Here is a 22,335-nt window from a genome sequence, read left to right as displayed (position 1 = left end):
TATAGAAGGTGTCTACTGATCATGGGTAACTCGGCTATTAAGAGCCCGGGCATCTGTTTAATCAAAAAGAATGAGAATAAAAAAGTGAGTGAAAATACCTGTACTAATTGCCACACACCGTTGCCAATTTCATTTACATCTAAAGAGCTAGCTTGCTCGCTTTGTGGCCAAGTCAACTATGTACATCTTGAGAAAGAGCAACCACTACAAGAGGATCAGCCCTCTGAAAAAGCAATTGCCAAAAAGTCCCCGATTAAAAAAGTGCTAAACGGGCTATTTTTAGTCGTTTTAATTGTTTACTTGTTATTCTTGGGCGCTGAACGATTGGGCTTGGTTAAATATACTCGCTATACGTTTTTTTACAGCCCTCAAAAAGTGGAGTTAACTCATCGAGAAGTAAAAAACATGTCGCGAGACAACTTAGTAAAATTGCTAGGAATTTTTAACAAGCAGGTAATTAGGCCTCGTTGGATTGAGAGCGTAGCAAGCCGATCAAAATTAAGTGCTTGGGAAGTACAGCAATGCTCAAAGATCAATATAGATTTGAATGAAGAAAAAAATGTGTGGGTAGTCGAATTTTACTGCGAAGTAGATTACTCAAAATTTAGTGATGGAAATGCTGTTTCAAAAGAAATGAAAAATGAGTTTGAAAGTTTTCTCAAAAAAATTAAATTGCCTATTAATTAAACAGGTGGTTTTAGCTAACAAACAAAGGCAGCCGACGCTTACAGCGCGGCTGCTTTGAGCGTTGGTATTGAGAGCTCATGATATATAAACAATACAGTGTCGTTAAACTTAAAAAGTTGAATAGAGATTTCTGTAAAGAAGACTCTATTTTTGGAGATAGCCTTCCTAAAGTGGGTGATGAAGCTGCAATAGTAGAAGTTTATACTGAACCAACAATTGGCTATGAATTGGAATGTGTAAGTGAAAATGGTGACACATCTTGGTTGGTTACCTTTTCACCTGAAGATGCAGTTTTTGAAGTGGTTTATGAAAGCACATAACAAGGCTGGCAATAATAATCGGAGGCAGACAAAAATTAGACCATAGAATTCAGCTCGGTAACTACTGAATTATACCCCCCAATTATCTGAACGAATAAACTTAGCTAACACCGCTTGATGTTGCTGGGCCCACAAACTTATTGCCTGGCTGTCATCCGTGGTTATTTGTGCAATAAAAGCACTCGATAGCGCCTGGGTGGCGGCTTTGATCACCTGCTGCTGTGGCTTGGTATCTTTAGCGCCACGCCAGCCGGAAAAAATATTGTGACTGCCTGAGCTAAACACCGCCAGCACTTTGTAATTGCTGGCCATGGCGTTGTACAACTCATATCTGTCTTGTGGCGATGAATAAAAACCCGGCACCCGAATTTCATCTTCGGTGGTGGTGATATGCAAAGTAGGGATGTTAACTTCCGCCAACACTTTCTCCAGTGGCTGATCGTTATAAAAAGGCGGTGCTGAAATTAAAATCGCCGCTTTGATGCGATCATCTTTCAGGTTAACCGGGCTGCCGTTTTGCTCAACCAGGGCACCGCTTAATAACATGGCGGTATTGGCACCATAAGAATGGCCGGCCATCACAATAGTTTGGTTATCAAAATCGACGGCGTGCTCTGACGCTAATATCTGGTCTAAAGCAAACTTTACATCCTGCACTCTGGCTAGCGCTTCGGTAGTATCTGCGGCGTCCATCAGGCGAAAAGGTAACATTAGCCTGCTGCCGCGCCAGACTTTTCTGTCGCTGCCGTCATGCTGCACATGCAAGCTGGCATAGCCCTGGCTGGCCCAATATTGGCCCAGGTAAGCGTAACGCTCTTTCGAACCACCCAGACCATGAGAAAATACGATTAATGCGCTGGCTTTTTGCTGCCGCGCGGGTTTAAACAACAATGCCGGCACAACGCGGTCTCTGCTTTGGTCCAGCCAGTCTAAACTGATTTCTTCAATATTCAGCGACAAGCGTTGAGCAACTTCAGCCGAGTACTTTACCGAGGGCAAATTCAGTTGCTGTTGCCAGATAACATTATCCGGCGCCGGCTTTTGCGCGCATCCGCTTAACGCTATCAGCAAAGCAAGGATAACTGCGACGGCACCTGATGCTTTTAAACTGATATAAGCTGGCATAAAAAGTCCTCTTTGCTGAAATCAGCCACTTAATACGCACAAAACGGCTTTAGGGTTTGGTTATAGCGCAATACCAGCTGACAGTATCCGGATGTACAACAAAAAAGCAAAGTGGCGAAAGTGGGATGACGCGGGGTAATGACAAGGCAGTAGCAGATTTAACGGGGCGACGGCTGCGGCAATTGCAACTGCCGCTGCCAGTCAGCTTTAGTGCTTGTCGTGATACAACTCGCAGGCTTCTAAAGTATTTTCTATTAAGCTGGCGACTGTCATCGGGCCTACGCCGCCCGGTACCGGGGTAATATAGCGCGCGTGTTTTACTGCTGTGCCGTATTCCACATCGCCTACCAGTTTGCCGCTGTCTAACCGGTTAATGCCGACATCAATGACCAAAGCGCCCGGCTTTACCCAATCACCCGGAATAAACTCCGGCCGGCCAACCGCAACGACTAATAAGTCAGCGCGGCGCACCTGGGCTTCAAGGTTGCGGGTAAATTTATGACACACCGTAGTGGTACAACCGGCCAGTAACAGCTCCAGCGCCATTGGCCGGCCAACGATGTTAGAGGCACCTACTACTACCGCATCCATACCTTTTACATTAACGCCGGTGCTTTGCAGCAGCGTCATAATGCCTTTGGGCGTACAGGAGCGCAGCGCCGGCATACGCTGGGCTAAGCGGCCGATATTGTACGGGTGAAAGCCGTCGACGTCTTTGTGCGGGTTAATGCGCTCTAAAATAGCAGAAGAATCTAAACCGGCAGGTAAGGGCAGCTGCACCAAAATGCCGTCAACGCTGTTGTCGTTGTTAAGCTTATCTATTAAATCAACCAGCTGTTGTTCGCTGGTATCAGAGGGCAGGTCGTACGACACTGAATTAAAACCGACTTCTTCACAGGCTTTGCGTTTGCTGCCCACATACACCTGCGAAGCAGAGTCTGAACCTACCAGCACAACGGCTAAGCCCGGTGCTCTTTTACCTGCGGCAACCCGGGCGCGAACCTGGGCAGCCACTTTATCTTTTGTTGCCTGAGCAACGGCTTTGCCATCAATAATTTGTGCTGTCATCTGCTTACGTCTCTGCCATGATTTTACTGCGACATATTTTCGCACAGCTACCGGCTGAACGCCATCCTGGTGTAGCCACAGCACAATAGGTTCAAATAATAGGCAATCAGTTGATTTGTGCAAAAAAAGGTTTGACGCTATTGCCGCCCGGCTGTAATATTCCGCCCCGTTGCAGCAGTGCAGCGAAGTCGGTGATTGGCGCAGCTTGGTAGCGCACTTGGTTTGGGTCCAAGGGGTCGCAGGTTCAAATCCTGCATCACCGACCAATTTAAAAATGGTTATGTATACATGTGGTTTGGGTACTCTTAAATCACGGGTCGCAGGTTTAAATCCTGCATCACCGACCATTAGATTTATAGCTTGGTAGGGCTTTCGATTGTGCGCCCGTAGCTCAGCTGGATAGAGCAACGCCCTTCTAAGGCGTGGGTCATAGGTTCGAATCCTATCGGGCGCGCCATAACAAGCGCAAAACAGTTTCAGTGGTGGTTGTAGCTCAGTTGGTAGAGCCCCGGATTGTGATTCCGGTTGTCGTGGGTTCGAACCCCATCATCCACCCCATCTTTCCCAGAGTTTATATAGTCGGTGATTGGCGCAGCTTGGTAGCGCACTTGGTTTGGGTCCAAGGGGTCGCAGGTTCAAATCCTGCATCACCGACCATTCTCCTTTAATGTCAAAACAAAAAATCCTGTTTCCAAAGCCTTAACGCTTGATGTATGCTTTTTACAGCCATCAAATTAAGGATAATGATTTTGGTTATAGCAGAAACCCCACGCTTACGTATTCGCCACCTTACCGCGGCTGACAGCGCTTTTACCTGTCGTTTACTTAATGAACCGTCTTTTATCGAGAATATTGCTGATCGCGGCGTGCGCTCAGAGCTGGATGCTATGCATTATCTGGCGGAAGGGCCGATAAAAAGTTATCAGCAGCATGGCTATGGTTTATTTATTGTAGAAAATTGCCAATGCCAAACTCCGCTGGGGTTTTGTGGTTTATTGTTTCGTGATTATTTACAGGAAACCGATATTGGTTTTGCCTTTTTACCGCAATTTTGGGGTAAAGGGTATGCCTTTGAAGCGGCGTCTGCTGTGATGCATTTTGGTTATGACAAACTTAAACTAAAACGTATTGTTGGCTTGACCAGTGCCGGTAATATGGCATCAGTAAAGGTGCTAAACCGCCTGGGTTTGCAGTTTGAAAAGATGGTGCAAATGCAGCCATCAGCAGAATATGTTCAGCTCTATTCCTGATCCTATACATAAAAATGTAATTAAATTACATTTTTAGTCAGTTTTGTTGCCCACGCTGCGCTTTATGGTGGGTATTCACATTCTTTATAGTTGATTTTAATCAGTGCCTTATCTTTGTATCTGCGCCGTTCAAGGCTTTGGAAACTGTAACCCAAGTGGTACCGGGTTACAGTTTTTGCTACTATAGCCGCCGGAACAAACATTGGAGGAGTTATGATTAACCCATCCTGGCGCAGGGTTGTGCTTAAAGTCGGCAGTGCTCTGATAGCGCCGGAAAATCAGGGGTGTAGCGAGCAGTATTTGCGTCCCATCGCCGAATTTATCCGGCAATGCCGACAACAGGGTCTTGAAGTGATTCTGGTTTCATCAGGTAGTGTGGCCGCTGGCCGTCATCATTTTAATTTTCAGCATCAACGGGTGCCTCTCGCATTAAAGCGGGCGATGGCAGCTGTTGGCCAGAATCAGTTGATGAATTTCTGGAGCCGCTGTTTTGATTTCCCTTGCGCGCAGGTACTACTGACGCATGGCGACTTAAGTGACCGTGTGCGTCACGTTAATATTAAAAATACCTTACGCCGTTTGCTGGACCACCAGGTGCTGCCTATCGTCAATGAAAACGATACGATAGCGACTGCTGAGCTTAAGGTCGGCGATAACGACAATCTTGCCGCAATGGTGGCCACTGTTGCTAACGCCGATGCGTTGATTATCTGCTCGGACGTTGATGGTTTGTACACCGCCGATCCAAATAAAGACCCGCTGGCCAGCCTGATCCCCGAAGTACGTAAGATTGACCAGCGCATTTATGACCTGGCCGGTGGCGCTTCGTCCAAAGTCGGCACCGGCGGTATGTTTACCAAGATTGAAGCAGCAGAAAAAGCCGCGGCACACGGTATTGATACCGTTATTATCGACGGCCACAAGCCTGATGGCTTTCAGTGTATTTTAGCGGGTAAGAATCCCGGCACCATTTTTTATGGTCAGGCCAAACCGTTACCGGCTAAAAAACATTGGGTACGTCATACCTTACGTGCCAAAGGCGAAATTTGGGTTGATGACGGTTGTATAGAGGCATTAAGCCGTCATGGTGCGTCTTTACTGTGCAGTGGTATAGTGAGTATCAGCGGTGAGTTTGACTCAGGCGATGCCGTATTGGTGCGCTGCTCACAAGGCAAACGTAAAATTGCCAAAGGCGTCAGCCGCTTTAGTGCCAGTGAGCTGTTTTCGATAAAAGGTCAGCAAAGTCGCGATATTCCCGCCTGCCTTGGCTATTGTCCTGCCGGCAGCGATGCGGTTATTCATCGCAGTGAAATGATGTTACTGGAGAGAATATGACTACCGATGTTGCGGCTTCAATTGCCGCTAAAGCGTCACATGCTGCAAAAGCTGTGGCGAACTTAACCACCGAACAAAAGAATTTTGTGCTGCAAAGTATGGCTAACCATATTCGCGCAGCCAGTCCGGCTATTTTAAACGCGAATAAAGATGAAGTGGCCACTGCCAGTGCTAATGGCACCAGTGCTGCCATGCTGGACCGATTGACGTTGAATAACGACCGTATAGATGCGATGGCTAAAGCCATAGAGCAGATTATTTCGCTGCCGGACCCTGTCGGCGCGACGCGTCATATTGAGCAGCGGCCAAATGGCATTAATATTGAAAAGCGCCGTATAGCACTTGGCGTTATTTGTATGATTTACGAAGCGCGGCCTAATGTTACTGCTGATGCCGGTGCCTTGTGCTTTAAATCGGGCAACGCGGTTATTTTGCGCTGCGGCCGGGAAGCGATACAAACCAGCCTGGCGATAGCGGCAGCAATGCAACAAGCGCTGCGTGAGCATGATTTGCCGGATGAGGTGATCAGTATAGTGCCGGACCCGGACCGCGATTTAATGCTGGCTTTGTTAAAGCAAGATAAGTATATCGACCTGGTTATTCCGCGCGGCGGCGAGGGCTTAATCCGCTTTGTTACCGAGCATAGCCGTATTCCGGTTATTCAGCATTACAAAGGCGTATGCCACCTGTATGTTGATCAAAGTGCCGATTTAACCATGGCATTGGGTTTGTTGCTTAACGGTAAAGTGCAGCGCCCGGGCGTGTGTAACGCGCTGGAAGGCTTGTTGGTTAATAAGCATATTGCGGCCGATTTTCTGCCGCTGGTGGCCAATGCCCTGGCGCAGCACGATGTTATCGTGCATGCCTGCAGCCAAAGTATCGGTTACTTTAACCAGGCACAGCCGATAGCGGATGATGAGTTTGGCCAGGAATATCTGGCTCCGGAAATTGCCATCAGAGTGGTTGACGATATGGAGGCGGCCATGGCGCATATTGACCGGTTCGGCAGCCAGCATACCGAGGTTATCTGTACCGGTGACCAGGCCAATGCAGAGCGCTTTATCCGTCAGGTAGATTCAGCCGTGGTAATGCACAATGCCTCGTCACGTTTTTCTGATGGTGGCGAATTGGGCTTAGGTGCTGAGATTGGTATTTCTACCAGTAAGTTGCATGCTTATGGTCCTATGGGGCTGGAAGCGCTAACCACCGAAAAATATGTGGTAACCGGTAGCGGCCAAACCCGCAGTTAAGCGTAAAAACCACAGCAAAAAACGCAGCGTAGCAATAGTAATTTATTGACTATGCTGCGTTTTTTTATTTGTCTGCGCAGTGGCTGCCGGCAGTATGGTTAAGGGCTCGACGTCGGACATTTAGCCCGCTATAATGCCGCGTCCTATTTTATAACAGGTCTGGTTCAGTGCTGCGTTTTGATACCAGATCACACCAGTAAGGCGTCAATTACACGCCTGTTTTTGAATTTGAGGTAACAAGATGCAAGTTTCTGTGGAAACCACTCAGGGTTTAGAGCGCCAATTAACGATCACTGTTCCGGCCGACAAAATTGATACAGAAGTAAAAAGCCGTTTACGTGATCTGGCCAAGCGTCAGCGTATCGACGGTTTCCGTCCGGGCAAAGCGCCGGTATCATTGATCCAGAAGCGTTACGGCCTGGCGGTATTACAGGAAGTGGCTGGCGAGCAAATGCAGCGTCATTTTTATGATGCCATTATTGCCAACAAACTGACGCCGGCTGGTTCACCTACTTTTGCACCCGGCCAGTTGGAGCAGGGCAAAGATTTAGAATTTAAAGCTACCTTCGAAGTGTATCCGGAAGTTGAAGTTAAAAACCTGGATAAAGTTGAAGTAAATAAGCCGGTTGTAGAGATCGCCGACGCCGACTTAGACAAGATGCTGGACACCCTGCGTAAGCAACATGCCAAGTGGGAAGCCAAAAAAGGCAAAGCCGCTACCGGTGACCGCGTAATCATTGATTTTGTTGGTTCTATCGACGGTGAAGAGTTTGAAGGCGGCAAAGCCACTAACTTTACCTTAGAACTGGGCCAGGGCCGGATGATCCCGGGCTTTGAAGATGGCATCGTCGGCAAAAAAGCCGGTGAGCAGGTAACGGTAGATGTTACTTTCCCGGAAGAATACCATGCTGAAAACTTAAAAGGTAAAGCTGCCAGCTTCGCGGTAACAGTGAACACTGTAGAGCAGCAAGTACTGCCTGAACTAAATGACGAGTTTGCTGCTTTGTTTGGTCTGGAAACCGCCAGCATTGATGCGCTGAAAGTTGAAGTGCGTAAAAACATGGAGCGCGAGTTAAACCAGAACATCAAAGCTAAAGTAAAAGAGCAGGTGATTAAAGGTTTACTGGCCAATAACGACGTTGACGTGCCACAAGCACTGATCAAAGGCGAAGTTGAAGTGTTACGTAAGCAGGCACTGCAGCGTTTTGGCAACAACGTCGATCCGAAGCAATTACCTGAGTTACCGGCGTCATTGTTTGAAGAGCAGGCAAAAGATCGCGTTAAAGTAGGTCTGTTACTGGGCGAAGTGATCAAAACTAATGAACTGAAAGTAGATGACAAAAAAGTTCAGGCGTTAATTGAAACTGTCGCTTCTGCTTATGAAGACCCGCAAGAAGTTGTACAGTACTACAACAGCAATAAAGAGCTGTTACAAAGCATGCGCAATGTGGCTCTGGAAGAGCAGGCCATCGAAGTAATTTTAGCCGGTGCTAAAGTTACTGAGCAAAAAGCGGCTTTTGACGAGATAATGAACCCGCAAGCTGCCAACTAACGTTGACTTATTTGGGCTTGACGGCTTTAATGGCTCGGACAACAGTTCGGGCCATTTTATTTTCTGCAACAGCAAAACCCAGCCATTTAGAGGGAACCCTATAATATGTCTATGCCGCAACATTTGAATGACATAGTAAGCGCTCTGGTACCAATCGTTATTGAGCAAACCGCCAAAGGTGAACGTTCGTTCGATATCTACTCACGTCTGTTAAAAGAGCGGGTAATATTTTTAACCGGTCAGGTGGAAGACCACATGGCTAACCTGATTGTGGCGCAATTATTGTTCTTAGAATCAGAAAATCCTGAAAAAGACATCTATATTTATATTAATTCGCCGGGTGGCTCAGTAACTGCAGGCTTGTCAATTTACGACACCATGCGTTATATCAAGTCTGATATTGCCACGGTCTGTGTAGGCCAGGCGGCGAGTATGGGCGCATTTTTATTGTCCGGTGGTACTAAAGGTAAGCGCTACTGTTTACCCAATGCCCGCGTAATGATCCACCAGCCGTTAGGTGGATTCCAGGGCCAGGCGACCGATTTTGAAATCCATGCCCGTGAAATTTTAAGCATTAAAGAGAAATTAAACCGTCTGATGGCTGAACACAGCGGTAAAACTTATGAGCAGGTATGTAAAGATACCGAACGTGATAATTTCTTAAGTGCGCAGCAAGCCTTGGAATATGGCCTGGTAGATGCCATATTAACCAATAGAGAAACGAAGTAATCATATTGGCCGCTCTGCATCACAGAGCGGCACCGTAGTGAAAGAGGTAGTTACATGTCTGATCACCGCACTGACGGCGATAAGAACGGTAAACTGTTGTACTGTTCTTTTTGTGGCAAATCACAGCATGAAGTGCGTAAGTTGATTGCAGGCCCACAGGTATATATTTGTGATGAATGCGTAGATTTATGCAATGACATCATCCGTGAGGAAATTAAAGATATTTCCCCGAAACGCGATGCCGATAAATTACCGGTACCACGTGAAATCCGTGCCCATCTTGATGATTACGTTATCGGCCAGGAACACGCCAAGAAAGTACTGGCCGTGGCGGTATATAACCACTATAAACGCCTGCGTAATGCCCAGCACAAGCAGGACGTTGAGCTGGGTAAAAGCAATATTTTGCTGATTGGCCCGACCGGTAGCGGTAAAACGTTGTTGGCAGAAACTCTGGCGCGATTACTGGATGTGCCTTTCACCATGGCCGACGCTACCACATTAACCGAAGCCGGTTATGTCGGTGAAGACGTCGAAAACATTATTCAGAAGTTGCTGCAAAAGTGCGACTATGATGTAGAAAAAGCCCAGCGCGGTATTGTCTACATTGATGAAATTGACAAAATTTCCCGCAAGTCAGATAACCCGTCGATTACCCGTGATGTGTCAGGTGAAGGCGTACAGCAAGCCCTGTTGAAGCTGATTGAAGGCACGGTTGCCTCAGTGCCGCCACAAGGCGGTCGCAAGCATCCGCAACAGGAATTTTTGCAGGTAGATACCTCCAAAATATTGTTTATCTGTGGTGGTGCTTTTGCCGGTTTAGATAAAGTGATCGAGCAACGCTGTGCCAAAGGCTCCGGCATTGGTTTTGGTGCTGAAGTACGCAGTAAAGAAAGCACGCGTAGTTTAAGCGAATCGTTCCGCGATGTAGAACCGGAAGATTTGGTGAAGTACGGCTTAATTCCGGAGTTTATCGGGCGTTTGCCGGTAGTGGCGACGTTAACCGAGCTGGATTTAGCTGCGTTGGTGCAAATTCTCAGCGAGCCGAAGAACGCCCTGGTTAAGCAATTCGCTGCGTTATTTGCCATGGAAGATGTCGAGCTGGAATTCCGCGAAGATGCCCTTAAAGCCATAGCGCAAAAGGCCATGGAGCGTAAAACCGGTGCCCGTGGTCTGCGGTCTATTGTTGAGGGTGTATTACTGGATACGATGTACGAACTGCCCTCAATGCAGGATGTTACCAAGGTAGTGGTAGATGAAACCGTGATCCGTGGTGAAACAGACCCTATCCTGATCTATCAAAGCAGCGAGCCGGTCGCGGCAGAATCTCATTAAGCAGTCGCGAAAGAAAAAAAGGAGCTGAATCAGCTCCTTTTTCGTATATGTAATTGAAGTTTTTAAAATGAACCCCATATACTGAAACATATTCGCGCCTGCAGTAACTAATTTCGAGAGAGAATCAATGACATCAGAACATGCTGAACGTTTGCATATGCCGGTACTGGCACTGCGCGACGTCGTCGTCTATCCCCATATGGTTATTCCACTGTTTGTCGGGCGGGCGAAATCGATTAAGTGCCTTGATGCGGCTATGGAAAACGACAAACAAATTTTTCTGGTAGCACAAAAAGATGCCACCCTGGATGACCCTGCTGCTACTGACTTGTATGAAGTAGGCACCGTTGCCACCATTTTACAACTGCTGAAACTGCCTGACGGTACCGTTAAGGTATTGGTCGAAGGTAGCCGTCGTGCCCGTTTGGCGGAGTTTACCGAAACCGATAAAGCCTTTGCGGCTTATGTGGATATTATTGAAACCGCTGAAGTAGACAGCCGTGAGCAGGAAGTGTTTTTGCGTTCGGCAATTAATCAGTTTGAAGGCTATATCAAGCTGAATAAAAAGATCCCGCCGGAAGTATTAACGGCGCTGAGCGGTATTGATGAGCCGGCGCGGCTGGCCGACACCATGGCAGCGCATATGCCGTTAAAAGTAGAAGATAAGCAAAAGGTGCTGGAAATCTTCGACGTTACCGAGCGGCTTGAATACCTGATGGCGATGATGGAGAGTGAAATTGACATTCTGCAGGTAGAGCGCCGTATTCGTAGCCGTGTGAAAAAACAGATGGAAAAGAGCCAGCGCGAGTATTATCTGAATGAGCAAATGAAAGCCATTCAACGCGAGCTGGGTGAGCTGGAAGATGCGCCGGACGAGTTTGAAACCCTGAGCAAAAAAATTGATCAGGCGCAAATGCCGCAAGACGTAACAGACAAAGCGCGCAGCGAGCTGCAAAAGCTGAAGATGATGTCGCCGATGTCCGCTGAAGCTACCGTGGTGCGCAGCTATATTGACTGGCTGGCGAATGTACCGTGGAAAAAGCGCAGCAAGGTGAAAAAAGACCTGGCGGCGGCAGAGCAAATCCTTAATGCCGACCACTACGGCCTGGAAAAAGTAAAAGAGCGCATTGTTGAGTATTTAGCCGTACAACAGCGGGTAAATAAGCTTAAAGGCCCGATTTTATGTTTGGTTGGCCCGCCGGGTGTGGGTAAAACCTCATTAGGGCAGTCGGTTGCTAAAGCGACCGGACGTAAATATGTACGTATGGCGCTGGGCGGCGTGCGCGACGAAGCTGAAATTCGCGGCCATCGTCGTACTTACATCGGCTCTATGCCTGGCAAAATTATCCAGAAAATGGCCAAAGTAGGCGTGCGTAACCCGCTGTTCCTGCTTGATGAAATTGACAAGATGGCATCAGATTTTCGGGGTGATCCGGCGGCAGCTTTATTGGAAGTGTTAGATCCGGAGCAAAACACCGCTTTTAGTGATCACTATCTGGAAGTGGATTACGATTTATCCGATGTGATGTTTTTTGCTACCTCTAACAGCTTGAATATTCCGGCGGCATTGTTAGATCGGATGGAAGTGATCCGTCTGGCCGGCTATACCGAAGATGAAAAGCTGAATATCGCCAGGCAGCATCTTATCACCAAGCAAGTGGGCCGTAACGGCTTAAAAGCCAGTGAAATCGTGATCGAAGACAGTGCCATTATCGGCATTATCCGCTATTACACCCGTGAAGCCGGGGTGCGCAGTTTAGAGCGCGAAATCTCTAAATTATGCCGTAAAGCGGTGAAGCAAATTCTGCTGACGAAAGGCTTAACCCAGGTGGTGATTAACCAGCAAAATCTGGAAGAGTACCTTGGGGTACAGCGCTATGATTACGGCAAAGCCGAAGACAGCAACCGTATTGGCCAGGTTACCGGCTTAGCCTGGACAGAAGTGGGCGGTGATTTACTGACCATTGAAGCTGCCTCTGTGATGGGTAAAGGCAAGCTGACCTTTACCGGCTCGCTGGGTGATGTGATGAAAGAGTCAATTCAGGCCGCGATGACAGTGGTGCGTAGCCGCGCTGCCGGCCTGCGTATTAATGAAGACTTTTACGAGAAGCGTGATATTCACGTGCATGTGCCGGAAGGTGCCACACCAAAAGATGGCCCCAGTGCCGGTATCGGTATGGTAACGGCGTTGGTATCGAGCTTAACCGGTAACCCGGTGCGGGCTGATGTCGCCATGACCGGTGAAATTACCCTACGTGGTGAAGTATTGCCGATTGGCGGCTTAAAAGAAAAGCTGTTGGCAGCACACCGCGGTGGCATTAAGCGGGTACTTATTCCGCACGACAACGTGCGTGATCTAAAAGATATCCCTGATAATGTTAAAGGTGACATCGAAATTTGCGCGGTAAAATGGATAGATGAAGTGCTGGAATTGGCATTACAAGAGCCTTTAGAGCGTGTTTCTGTGGGTGAAACGGTAAAAAATCCAGCAAAAAGCAAAAAAACGGAAAAAAATCCTGCATAGGGGCTTTTCATTCCCGTTGGCTGTGCTAAGTTATGGAAAGTTTCGACCAAGCCCTTGTTATACAAGGGCTGCAGTCAAAGCAAGAATTGTTAGTTTTGTTGCTTCTTTTGCTTGCAAGCCCCAAAAATGCTTGTTATAACGATGAGGCTCACTTACAGGACTAATGAAGTGTAGTTGTTGAAAATAATAACAATTGAAGGGGATGATATTGTGAACAAGTCTCAACTTATCGACAAAATTGCTGCTGGTGCAGACATTTCTAAAGCGGCAGCAGGTCGTGCTTTAGATTCGTTCATTGATGCTGTTACCGAAGCACTGAAAGAAGGCGACTCTGTAGCGTTGGTTGGTTTTGGTACTTACAGCGTACGTGAGCGTGCAGCCCGTACCGGCCGTAACCCACAAACCGGTGCTACTATTCAAATCGCTTCTGCGAAAATTCCTTCTTTCAAGCCTGGTAAAGCGTTAAAAGACGCTTGTAACTAATCTGCCGTTTTGTCTTACGACAAGCGTCAGTTTGGAAGCGTAATGATAAACCGATACCTGAACAGGGTATAGTGTGCATCAGGGTTACGCAAAGTAGTAACCGCAGGCTTCCAAGGCTTCTCTAAAAAAAGCGCATCTGTTAAGATGCGTTTTTTTTTACGGTAACGCCAATGTTGCGTGCGTTGCCTTTTGGCCGCTTAACGTTGAATAGAGAGATAGCACTAAGATGTTAGAAAAAATCAGAGAAGGCTCTCAGGGAGTTGTTGCCAAGTCTATTTTAGGCTTAGTGATCCTGACATTCGCCCTTGCGGGTGTTGGCAGTTATTTAAGTACTCCGGCTGAGACCAACGTAGCTGAAGTTAACGGCGAAAAAATCAGTCGCGCAGATTTTGATCAGGCGTTTCAGAATGAACGTGCCCGCATGCAACAGCAGTTTGGCGAAATGTATGCTGTGATGGCTGCCGATACGACTTATATGAATAATTTTCGCAGTGAAGTGCTGGAGCGCTTGATTGACGAAACCTTACAAAAACAATTTGCGGCAGAGCTTGGCTTGCGCGTTAGCGACGACCAGGTGCGTGACGCTATACGTGAAATGACAGAATTTCAGGTAGACGGCCAATTTAACAATGAGCGTTATATCGCGTTGTTACGTCAGGCCGGTTATCAGCCGGAGCAGTTTCGTGAATATATGCGTGAGCAGATGTCACGTAATCAGCTGTTAATTGGTTTACTGGGAAGCGAGTTTGCTACCGCCAAAGAAATGCAGTTGTTGTTAAAGCTGCAACAGCAACAGCGCGATGTAGCCTTTGTGCGTTTTGCCGCGACAGATTTTGCCGGCAAGGTTGAGCTGACTGAGCAAATGCTACAGGACTACTACACTACCAACCTGGCTGAGTTTGAAACTGAGCAGAAAGTGGCTGTGGAATATATCGAAATTTCAGCTGACAACTTAAGCGCCGCTGTTGATGTTACTGACGCAGAAATAGCGCAGTACTACGAAGCCAATAAAGCCCGTTTTAGTCGCGAAGAGCGCCGCCAGGTTGCGCATATTATGCTGGAGTCTGAACAGGACGACAGCGATGTGAAAGCGCAGGCTGAGGCCTTGTTGGCACAGTTAAAAGCCGGTGCGGATTTCGCTGAGTTAGCGAAGGCTGAGTCTGCAGATACCTTTTCAGCAGAAAACGGCGGTGTGTTGGACTGGCTGGCGGCCGGCGATATGGACGCAGAGTTCGAACGCGTGGCATTTGGTATGACTGAGGTTGGCGCTTTAAGCCCGGTGGTAAAAAGTGCCTATGGCTACCACATTATTAAGCTGGTGGAGTTAGAGCCGGCGCAACAACAGCCGTTAGCTGAAGTGTCGGCAGAGATCGCTCAGCGTATTTCGCAGGAACGAGCCAGCGCTGCGTTTTATGAGTTACAGCAGCGTTTAGCTGAAGTAAGCTTTGAAGTGCCTGACACTCTGGAAGACGCTGCAGCGGCGGTAGATATGAAAGTAGTATCTACACCCTTGTTCAGCCGTTCTGAAGCAACAGAGCCGCTGTCAGAGCCACTGGTAATGAACAAACTGTTTGACGCCGGTTTTATTCAGGAAGGTTTGAACAGTGAGTTGATTGAACTGGGCAGAGAGCGCGCTATTGTGGTTCGGGTAAAAGAGTATCAACCTGCACGCACTCAGACGCTGGAGGAAGTAACAGCACAGGTTGAAATGGCGGTGCGGGCAGAGCAAAGTGCTCTGTTAGCAAAACAGCAGGCACAAGCAATGCTGGCGCAACTTACAGACAGTAGCCTGGCGGAACAAGCTACAGCCTCAGGTGTTGAGCTGCAGCAGGCAATGAATACGCCGCGCTTTGGCGGTACCTTAGATGCTGAAATCCGTGCTAAAGCCTTTGCTATGCCGCGGCCGCAAGATAAACCGGCTGTAGAAATAGTTAGTCTTGCCAACGGTGATGCGGCTTTGGTATCAGTATTGGCGGTAAAAGACACTGACGTAACAGCTGTACCGGAGCCGGCGCAATTAGAGCGTTTGGCAGAGCAGCAAGCCGATCAGGCTTATCGGGCGGTTATTGCAGCGTTAAAAGCTGACGCTAAAATCAGCCGTAACCTGCGTGCGACACAAACTGAAGAACAGCTGTAAGGCTTTCGTCTAAACGACGTTTAAAAAACCGTGGCTTACCACGGTTTTTTTATGTCAGTGCGCTGTTAATCAGTTTGCGGGTGTAATCGTGTGCGGGGTTGGCAAACACGCTGGCGGTTGTGCCATAGTCCAGCGGCTTGCCCTGATGCAGCACCAGCAAGTCGTCGGCAATGTGTTTTACCAGCCGCAGGTGGTTGGTGATTAATAAATACGCCAGCCCGGAGCTTTGTTGCAGTTGCAGTAACAGGTTAACCATTTGTGCCCGCAGTGTCGGATCCAGCGCGGTTAACGCTTCATCCAGGATCAGCAGTTTCGGATCAAGAATAAGGGCGCGGGCTAAAGCAACACGCTGCAGCTGGCCACCGGAAAACATATGCGGATAGTAATCCGCGTGCTCGTCTAACAAGCCCAATTGCTTTAACGTGTGCTTAATTTTCTGTTTGCGCTGCTGTGGGTCCAAAATAGTGCTGAAGTGTAATACATCGTCCAGCATTTGGCCGATTTTCTGGTGTGGGTTAAGCGATTTTGCTGCATCCTGAAAAATAAACCGGATCACGTGATTATATTGGCGGTAATTACTGATCTTCACCGCTGTACCACCCAAAAATATATCGCCCTGGTCCGGCTTTTCGATACCCACCAACAACTTTGCCAGGGTACTTTTACCGGAGCCGGTTTCGCCGACAATGGCGAGCGTTTTTCCTGCCGCCAGGCTAAAACTGATGTTGTCCAATGCGGTGACACTGCGTTGGCGAAACAAGCCGGTTTGCTTACGGTAGGTTTTGCTTAAATGTTTAACTTCAAGCAGCAGGCTCATGATTCTGTTTTTCCGGTTAGTGGGAAATGGCAGCTGAAATAGTGGTTTTGCAAACGCTCCAGCGCAGGGGTTTTTACACATTCTTTGCGCGCATTAGGGCATCGCGGTCCTAACCGGCAACCTATCGGCAGATGTTGCAGCACCGGAATGCTGCCGGGCAGCGCATACAATGGCGTTTTGGCCAACAGATCCGGTTGAAATTCCGGCACGCTTTTGATTAATGCATGGGTATAAGGATGAAATGGCTGCTTCAGAATAGCGGCGGTTTCGCCGGCTTCAACCAACTGGCCGCAATACAGCACACTCAGGCTTTGGGTATAGCGGGCGATGCTTTCCAACTCATGACTGATCAGCAGCACCGACATGCCTTTTAACTGATTGAAACTGGCCAGCAGACGAAATAATTGCGCCTGAGTGGTACTTTCCAGTGCTGTGGTGGGTTCATCTGCAATCAACAGCTTAGGATTCTTGGCAATGGCCATGGCAATCATGATTTTCTGGCAAATACCCTCAGACAGCTGGTAAGGGTAGCTTTGCAATACGGCCTGATGATCACGAATACCTACTTTATGCAGCAGCGCTATGGCTTTACGCCGGCGCAGGTAACTGCGCTTCCACCAGGGGCCGTCCAACAAATTATCCGGTATCGCCTCTTCCAACTGATCGAGGATGGCGGCGGTTGGGTCGAGGCTGCGGCTGGGTTCCTGATAAATCATCGCGATATCGCGGCCGATGATTTTTCGTTGTTGCTCGTACGGCAGGTTCATCAAGTCCTGACCGCGCCAACTGAACCGATCAGCGGTTACCTGCCAGCGTTTATTTAATACGCCGACGATGGCTTTGGCTATCAGGCTTTTGCCGGAGCCTGACTCGCCGACCAGACCGCGCGTTTCGCCTTCGCGCAAGCTCAGGCTCACCCGATCAACGGCACGGATCATGCCATCCGGTGTCTTGAGCTCTATGGTCAGATTTTTAATGTCGAGTAACAGCATTAGTTTTCCCGCCGTTTTTTCACTGCGGTGCGCAGACCATCACCCACCAGGTTTACCGATAACACGGCTAAAAAAATTAACAACCCCGGCAAAGCCACGCCGATGGGGGCGACATAGATCAGGTCCAGTGAATCGGCAATAATCGCGCCCCATTCTGCCGTGGGCGCCTGGGCACCCAGGCCGAGAAAGCCCAGCGCCGCGATATCCAAAATAGCGGTAGATAACGCCATAGTGGCTGTTACGGTAAGCCGCTCCCAGATATTCGGCAGAATAATACGGCGAAATACCTGCAGGTTATTGGCGCCATCCAGCCGGTAGGCAATAACATAATCCTGGTTCAGCTGTTCGGCAATGGCATTACGCACGCCGTGCACAAATTGCGGTAGTAACGCTAACATAATCGCCCAGATGGTGTTTAGCAGGCCCGGGCCAAGGATGGCGACAATAATAATTGCCAGCAGTAACGAAGGAATCGTCAGAGCTAAATCAAGGATATGGTTAAATACACTGGATTTTACGCCTCTACTCATACCGGCAAGCGTACCGAGCAACAAGCCGGCAATCAGTGCGCCCAGTACGGTAATTACGGCTATGCCAAAGGTATAACGCGTACCAACCAGAAACCGCGAAAACATATCACGGCCTAAATCATCGGTACCAAACGGATATTGCACCAGGCCCAGCTCAGACCAGGACGGTGGCAACAGCAGCAGGTTGTCATTTTGCAGATAAGGCGCGTGCGGCGTGAGTAATGGCGCTATGATTGCCAGTACAAAGAAAGCCGAAAACAATGCCAGGCCAGCCACAGCACTGTGCTGTCGGGCAAATTCGCGCCACAACTGCCTGAGTGGCGAGCGGGCCTGATGTTCATCAGCTAATAAACGAAATCGTGCCATTTCAGCGCTTCCTTGCCAACGGGTTAAATAACGTATGCAAGATTTCTGTCAGCATGTTTACACTGATCACCAGGGTGGAAATTACCAGCAGTCCGGCCTGGATAGCCGGATAATTACGCTGATAAATACTGTCGATTAACCAGCGGCCAATGCCGGGCCAGGAGAAAATCACTTCGGTAATCATCGCCAGCGTAATAAGGGTACTGAATTGCAAGCCAATCTGGCGTATCACCGGCAGCAGTGCATTGCGCAAACCATGACGGTACAGCACTTGCAGGCGGTTTAAGCCTTTAGCGCGGGCGGTTTTTATATAACTTTGCTCCCACACCTCCAGCATCGAGTCTTTGGTAAAACGTATCATCACCGTTGTAGGGTAGGTTGCCAGCACCAGGGTCGGCAGCAGCATATGGCGCAGCGCATTAAGCAGGGCATCGTTACGGTGTGCGCTGTCTGACAATAAAATATCCATTAACATAAAACCGGTAACGTGTTTTACCTCGTACAGCACTCCGATTCTGCCGGCGGTTGGCAGCCAACCTAAACCAAGCGAAAACAGCATAATAAGCAACAATGCCCACCAGAATACCGGCATCGAGTAGCCGGTTATTGCCAGCGCAGAAATACCTTTGCTGATCACGCCCTCCGGCTTTACCGCTGCAATAATGCCCAGCGGAATACCGGCAAAAAATGAAATAAGCAGGGCGTATGCAGCCAGTTCCAGTGTGGCCGGCAACAGTAAGCCTATTTCCTGCAATAGTGGCTGTTGGCTGGCAAATGATAAACCCCAATTACCGCTAAGAATACGCTGTAAATAGGCGATGTATTGTGCCAGATAGCCTTGATCCAGCCGGTACTCTGCGGTTAGCACCGCAACTTGCTCCGGAGCGATATAGCGCAACCCGGTCAGGTTTTGCAGCATATCGCCGGGAAACATATAGGCCAGACTGAACGCCAGTAAACTCAGTGCCAGCAACACAAAAGCCAGCAAAAATAAGCGGCGCAGTAAATATAACGTCATTTAATGTCCTTTATCGCACCAGCCAGCGCGATACCGCCATACGGGTTAATCTGCACGCCCTTAATATCACTGTTAATGGCCTGAAAACGTTGCGAGTGGGCAATACTCAATAACGGCATTTGCTCCGCCAAATACTGTTGCGCCGCCATATAGTAACTGCGGCGCTGTTTTTGATCTGCGGTGAGCAAGGCCTGGCTTATCAGACGGTCGAAATTTTCGTCACACCAGTTGGCACGGTTGGTACCGGTTTGCGCCGCGCTGCAGCTTAGCAGCGGGCGGAAAAAGTTATCCGGGTCGGCATTGTCGGCCGACCAACCAATTAACACTGAGTCGTGTTCGTTATCACTTAACTTACGGCGAAAGCTGTTCCACTCGTAGGACACTATACTGGCTCTGACGCCGATTTGGGCTAAATCGGCTTGCATCAGCTCCGCCATTTTCAGGGCGTTAGGGTTGTACAGCCGTTGCACCGGCATAGCCCAAATATCCATGCTAAAGCCATTCGGGTAACCGGCTTCTTGCAACAGGGCTTTGGCAATAGCCGGGTCATATTGCTGCACCGTTAGATCCGGGTTGTAGGCCCAGGAGGTGGGCGGTAACACTGAGTTTGCCGCAGTGGCATGGCCAAAGTATACGGCTTGTAAAATGGCCTCACGGTTTATCGCATAGGCCAGCGCCCGGCGTACTTTGGCGTTGTCAAACGGTGCTTTGCTGGTGTTAAAAGCCCAAAAGCCGACATTCATGCTGGTGCTTTCCTGTACATCGACGTCAGGACGCTGGCTAATCAGCTTTAGCTCGGCTACGCGGGGGAAGGCGACCACATCACATTCATGGGTAAATAATTTCGCCATCCGTCTGGCATTGTTCGGCACTATATCAATTACCAGTTGGTCAGGTTTGGCCGGTTCGCGCCAGTAGTTCTTATGCCGGTAATAACGGATTAGCACATCTTTTTGGTACTCTTTGAAGCGAAAAGGTCCGGTACCTACCGGGTGACTGTCCATGCGCGATAAGGTGTTGGCAGCCAGTAATTGTTCAGCATATTCGGCTGATAAAATAGCAGCAAAATCGGTAGCCAGGTTGGATAAAAATGAACTGTCCGGCCGGCTTAGTTCAAAGCGCACGCTGTCTGTGCTTTCAGCGACAACCTTCTCGACCAGAGAGGCCCAGGCAACGCTCTGAAAAAACGGATAGTTGCCGCCACCCTGATAATGAAAAGGATGACCGGTTTGCATAATACGGTTAAAGGTAAACAGCACATCCTGCGCATTCAGTGGCCGGCTGGGGGTGAAATATTCAGTTTGATGAAACTGCACATCGCTGCGTAACCTGAAGCGGTATGTTTTGCCGTCTTCACTGACTTGCCAGCTTTTTGCCAGGCTGGGGATCAGTTCGCCATTTTCAGGGTTAATATCCAGCAAGCGGTCATACAGTTGCTGGCTGATAGCATCAATAGTGGTGCCGGATGTTACCAATTGCGGATTAAATGACTCGGGCGAGCCTTCCGAGCAATATACCAGGCCACTGCGCACCGTTTCGGGTAAGTTGGGTTGACAGCCTGCCAGAGTTGTAACGCCGGCCAGCAGGAATGTCAAAGTACTGCGGCTATGCCCCGACGGTGACAGCCAACCCCATTGCAGTTTCATGCTTGCTGGCTTTCCAGTAATTGATACTTTTTCATATAGCCACGTAATTGATGATAGGTCAGGTTGAGCAATTCAGCGGTCTTTTTCTGGTTAAACTGGCTGGCAGCCAATGCTTGTTTAATTAAGTTAACTTCAAAATCCTGCGACAGGGTTTTAAAGTCCTGCACCTGGCTAAAATCGACCTGCTGCGCTTTGTTGTCATCATCTGCTATGGCAGCTTTTGCGGCAGGGCTAACGGCTGCTGTGCCGTCGGCAGCGGCATGCTGTTGTGGCCTGGCCGCTTTAATGCGCTGTTTCGGTCGGAACGGCGACTCAAACGGGTCCAGCTGAATATCGTGTACCGGCACATAGGCGTTGTTGGTACGATATACGCTGCGCTCTACCACATTTTTCAGCTCGCGCACGTTGCCCGGCCAATGATAGTCTAATAATGTCCGTTTGGCTTTCTCACTAAAGCCACTGAACAGTTCAAAGCCTAACTCGCGGGCCATATTAATGGCGAAGTGCTCTGCCAGCTGCAAAATATCTTCGCGCCGCTCACGCATCGGCGGCAGGGTAATTACATCAAACGCCAGCCGGTCGAGTAAGTCAGCACGGAACTCGCCCTGATCTGCCAGTAGCGGTAAGTCTTCATTGGTGGCACAAATTAGCCGCACATCGGTTTTAATCGAGCGGCTGCCGCCAACCCGTTCAAATTCGCCATATTCAATTACCCGCAGCAGCTTTTCCTGCACCAGACCCGGCGTATTGGCCAGCTCGTCTAAAAATAAGGTGCCGCCATGAGCCCGTTCAAAGCGGCCTTCGTGCCGTTTTGCCGCACCGGTAAAAGCGCCGGCTTCGTGGCCGAACAGCTCACTTTCCAGCAAGTTTTCATTCAATGAGGCGCAGTTCAGCGTAATGTATTGCTGATCCCAGCGTTGCGACAGAAAATGCAGCCGCGCTGCAATCAGTTCTTTGCCGGTACCGCGTTCGCCGATAATTAATACCGGTTTGTCTAACGGTGCTATTTGTGACACCTGATCCAGCACGTTTAGAAAACTGTTAGACTGGCCCACCAGATTATCTTGTTGGTATTTTCTGCTCATGGCGTACTATTTATTGGTTAATTTGGCTAATTAATAGTGTATTTCATAATGCTGTTTAGCAGAAGCTTTAACGCTAAATAAATAAA

The 22,335-nt window shown here is 48.8% G+C and carries 19 protein-coding genes and 4 tRNA genes; 15 read left to right on the top strand and 8 right to left on the bottom strand.

Features of this window, described 5'->3' with window-relative positions; translation table 11 throughout:
- The coding region (locus HRH59_RS15560; protein ID WP_218573542.1) for a hypothetical protein at positions 1 to 687 on the top strand (687 nt) is incomplete at its 5' end.
- A gap of 77 nt (positions 688 to 764) precedes the next feature.
- Positions 765 to 1,007, top strand: coding sequence for a hypothetical protein (locus HRH59_RS15555; protein WP_173502192.1), 243 nt, complete (start codon positions 765 to 767; stop codon positions 1,005 to 1,007).
- Between the two features lie 69 nt (positions 1,008 to 1,076).
- Here the strand turns inward: HRH59_RS15555 and HRH59_RS15550 are convergent, their stop codons facing one another.
- Positions 1,077 to 2,132, bottom strand: a complete 1,056-nt coding sequence (locus HRH59_RS15550) for an alpha/beta hydrolase family protein (protein ID WP_173502191.1) — start codon at positions 2,130 to 2,132, stop codon at positions 1,077 to 1,079.
- A gap of 207 nt (positions 2,133 to 2,339) precedes the next feature.
- Positions 2,340 to 3,200, bottom strand: a complete 861-nt coding sequence (gene folD / locus HRH59_RS15545; RefSeq protein ID WP_173502190.1) for a bifunctional methylenetetrahydrofolate dehydrogenase/methenyltetrahydrofolate cyclohydrolase FolD — start codon at positions 3,198 to 3,200, stop codon at positions 2,340 to 2,342.
- Positions 3,201 to 3,389: 189 nt separating this feature from the next.
- On the opposite strand from folD, the gene HRH59_RS15540 reads away from it, so the two are divergent.
- From HRH59_RS15540 to HRH59_RS15480, 13 genes are all read left to right on the top strand, one after another.
- Positions 3,390 to 3,466, top strand: a tRNA-Pro gene (locus HRH59_RS15540).
- A 114-nt stretch (positions 3,467 to 3,580) separates the two neighbouring features.
- Positions 3,581 to 3,657 (top strand) — tRNA-Arg (locus HRH59_RS15535).
- Positions 3,658 to 3,682: 25 nt separating this feature from the next.
- Positions 3,683 to 3,758 (top strand) — tRNA-His (locus HRH59_RS15530).
- A gap of 22 nt (positions 3,759 to 3,780) precedes the next feature.
- Positions 3,781 to 3,857: transfer RNA gene (locus HRH59_RS15525), tRNA-Pro, on the top strand.
- 92 nt (positions 3,858 to 3,949) lie between these two features.
- A complete protein-coding gene (locus HRH59_RS15520; protein ID WP_173502189.1) occupies positions 3,950 to 4,450 on the top strand; it encodes a GNAT family N-acetyltransferase in 501 nt (166 codons plus the stop codon).
- A 213-nt stretch (positions 4,451 to 4,663) separates the two neighbouring features.
- The gene (gene proB, locus HRH59_RS15515; protein WP_173502188.1) at positions 4,664 to 5,785 is read left to right on the top strand and encodes a glutamate 5-kinase; all 1,122 of its coding nucleotides are present in this window, start codon (positions 4,664 to 4,666) and stop codon (positions 5,783 to 5,785) included.
- Positions 5,782 to 7,035, top strand: coding sequence for a glutamate-5-semialdehyde dehydrogenase (locus HRH59_RS15510; protein WP_173502187.1), 1,254 nt, complete (start codon positions 5,782 to 5,784; stop codon positions 7,033 to 7,035). The genes proB and HRH59_RS15510 overlap by 4 nt, the downstream gene beginning before the upstream one ends.
- Positions 7,036 to 7,276: 241 nt before the next feature.
- Positions 7,277 to 8,587, top strand: coding sequence for a trigger factor (gene tig / locus HRH59_RS15505; RefSeq protein ID WP_173502186.1), 1,311 nt, complete (start codon positions 7,277 to 7,279; stop codon positions 8,585 to 8,587).
- A gap of 105 nt (positions 8,588 to 8,692) precedes the next feature.
- Positions 8,693 to 9,316: an ATP-dependent Clp endopeptidase proteolytic subunit ClpP gene (gene clpP / locus HRH59_RS15500; protein WP_205310949.1), complete on the top strand. Its 624-nt coding sequence runs from the start codon at positions 8,693 to 8,695 to the stop codon at positions 9,314 to 9,316.
- 54 nt (positions 9,317 to 9,370) lie between these two features.
- Positions 9,371 to 10,651, top strand: a complete 1,281-nt coding sequence (clpX, locus tag HRH59_RS15495; protein ID WP_173502185.1) for an ATP-dependent protease ATP-binding subunit ClpX — start codon at positions 9,371 to 9,373, stop codon at positions 10,649 to 10,651.
- A gap of 127 nt (positions 10,652 to 10,778) precedes the next feature.
- Complete coding sequence (lon, locus tag HRH59_RS15490) at positions 10,779 to 13,175, top strand: endopeptidase La (protein WP_173502184.1); 2,397 nt, start codon at positions 10,779 to 10,781, stop codon at positions 13,173 to 13,175.
- A 210-nt stretch (positions 13,176 to 13,385) separates the two neighbouring features.
- Entirely contained in the window at positions 13,386 to 13,658 is a 273-nt protein-coding gene (gene hupB, locus HRH59_RS15485; RefSeq protein WP_008220336.1) for a nucleoid-associated protein HU-beta, read from the top strand.
- 226 nt (positions 13,659 to 13,884) lie between these two features.
- Positions 13,885 to 15,795, top strand: coding sequence for a SurA N-terminal domain-containing protein (locus HRH59_RS15480; protein WP_173502183.1), 1,911 nt, complete (start codon positions 13,885 to 13,887; stop codon positions 15,793 to 15,795).
- A gap of 49 nt (positions 15,796 to 15,844) precedes the next feature.
- On the opposite strand, the gene HRH59_RS15475 is transcribed toward HRH59_RS15480, so the two are convergent.
- The 6 genes from HRH59_RS15475 to pspF are packed head-to-tail and all read right to left on the bottom strand — an operon-like array spanning position 15,845 to position 22,249.
- On the bottom strand, positions 15,845 to 16,612 hold the full coding sequence (locus tag HRH59_RS15475) for an ATP-binding cassette domain-containing protein (protein ID WP_173502182.1): 768 nt from the start codon (positions 16,610 to 16,612) through the stop codon (positions 15,845 to 15,847).
- A complete protein-coding gene (locus HRH59_RS15470; protein ID WP_173502181.1) occupies positions 16,609 to 17,604 on the bottom strand; it encodes a peptide ABC transporter ATP-binding protein in 996 nt (331 codons plus the stop codon). The genes HRH59_RS15475 and HRH59_RS15470 overlap by 4 nt, the downstream gene beginning before the upstream one ends.
- Positions 17,604 to 18,500, bottom strand: coding sequence for an ABC transporter permease subunit (locus HRH59_RS15465; RefSeq protein ID WP_173502180.1), 897 nt, complete (start codon positions 18,498 to 18,500; stop codon positions 17,604 to 17,606). The genes HRH59_RS15470 and HRH59_RS15465 overlap by 1 nt, the downstream gene beginning before the upstream one ends.
- A 1-nt stretch (position 18,501) precedes the next feature.
- The gene (locus HRH59_RS15460; protein ID WP_173502179.1) at positions 18,502 to 19,518 is read right to left on the bottom strand and encodes an ABC transporter permease; all 1,017 of its coding nucleotides are present in this window, start codon (positions 19,516 to 19,518) and stop codon (positions 18,502 to 18,504) included.
- Positions 19,515 to 21,164, bottom strand: coding sequence for an ABC transporter substrate-binding protein SapA (gene sapA / locus HRH59_RS15455; RefSeq protein WP_173502178.1), 1,650 nt, complete (start codon positions 21,162 to 21,164; stop codon positions 19,515 to 19,517). Before sapA ends, HRH59_RS15460 begins: the two co-directional genes overlap by 4 nt.
- Positions 21,161 to 22,249, bottom strand: a complete 1,089-nt coding sequence (gene pspF / locus HRH59_RS15450; RefSeq protein WP_173502177.1) for a phage shock protein operon transcriptional activator — start codon at positions 22,247 to 22,249, stop codon at positions 21,161 to 21,163. The genes sapA and pspF overlap by 4 nt, the downstream gene beginning before the upstream one ends.
- Between the last annotated feature and the right edge of the window lie 86 nt (positions 22,250 to 22,335).

The sequence above is a fragment of the Rheinheimera lutimaris genome (assembly GCF_013283795.1).
Classification (GTDB): Bacteria; Pseudomonadota; Gammaproteobacteria; order Enterobacterales; family Alteromonadaceae; genus Alishewanella; species Alishewanella lutimaris.
Note: the sequence above shows the minus strand (reverse complement) of the source record. Positions and strands in the feature narration are given on the sequence as shown.

Coding starts and splice junctions, on each gene's coding strand:
- HRH59_RS15555 (WP_173502192.1), top strand. CDS start 765: ATGATATATAAACAATACAGTGTCGTTAAACTTAAAAAGTTGAATAGA.
- HRH59_RS15550 (WP_173502191.1), bottom strand. CDS start 2,132: ATGCCAGCTTATATCAGTTTAAAAGCATCAGGTGCCGTCGCAGTTATC.
- folD (WP_173502190.1), bottom strand. CDS start 3,200: ATGACAGCACAAATTATTGATGGCAAAGCCGTTGCTCAGGCAACAAAA.
- proB (WP_173502188.1), top strand. CDS start 4,664: ATGATTAACCCATCCTGGCGCAGGGTTGTGCTTAAAGTCGGCAGTGCT.
- HRH59_RS15510 (WP_173502187.1), top strand. CDS start 5,782: ATGACTACCGATGTTGCGGCTTCAATTGCCGCTAAAGCGTCACATGCT.
- tig (WP_173502186.1), top strand. CDS start 7,277: ATGCAAGTTTCTGTGGAAACCACTCAGGGTTTAGAGCGCCAATTAACG.
- clpP (WP_205310949.1), top strand. CDS start 8,693: ATGTCTATGCCGCAACATTTGAATGACATAGTAAGCGCTCTGGTACCA.
- clpX (WP_173502185.1), top strand. CDS start 9,371: ATGTCTGATCACCGCACTGACGGCGATAAGAACGGTAAACTGTTGTAC.
- lon (WP_173502184.1), top strand. CDS start 10,779: ATGACATCAGAACATGCTGAACGTTTGCATATGCCGGTACTGGCACTG.
- HRH59_RS15480 (WP_173502183.1), top strand. CDS start 13,885: ATGTTAGAAAAAATCAGAGAAGGCTCTCAGGGAGTTGTTGCCAAGTCT.
- HRH59_RS15475 (WP_173502182.1), bottom strand. CDS start 16,612: ATGAGCCTGCTGCTTGAAGTTAAACATTTAAGCAAAACCTACCGTAAG.
- HRH59_RS15470 (WP_173502181.1), bottom strand. CDS start 17,604: ATGCTGTTACTCGACATTAAAAATCTGACCATAGAGCTCAAGACACCG.
- HRH59_RS15465 (WP_173502180.1), bottom strand. CDS start 18,500: ATGGCACGATTTCGTTTATTAGCTGATGAACATCAGGCCCGCTCGCCA.
- HRH59_RS15460 (WP_173502179.1), bottom strand. CDS start 19,518: ATGACGTTATATTTACTGCGCCGCTTATTTTTGCTGGCTTTTGTGTTG.
- sapA (WP_173502178.1), bottom strand. CDS start 21,164: ATGAAACTGCAATGGGGTTGGCTGTCACCGTCGGGGCATAGCCGCAGT.
- pspF (WP_173502177.1), bottom strand. CDS start 22,249: ATGAGCAGAAAATACCAACAAGATAATCTGGTGGGCCAGTCTAACAGT.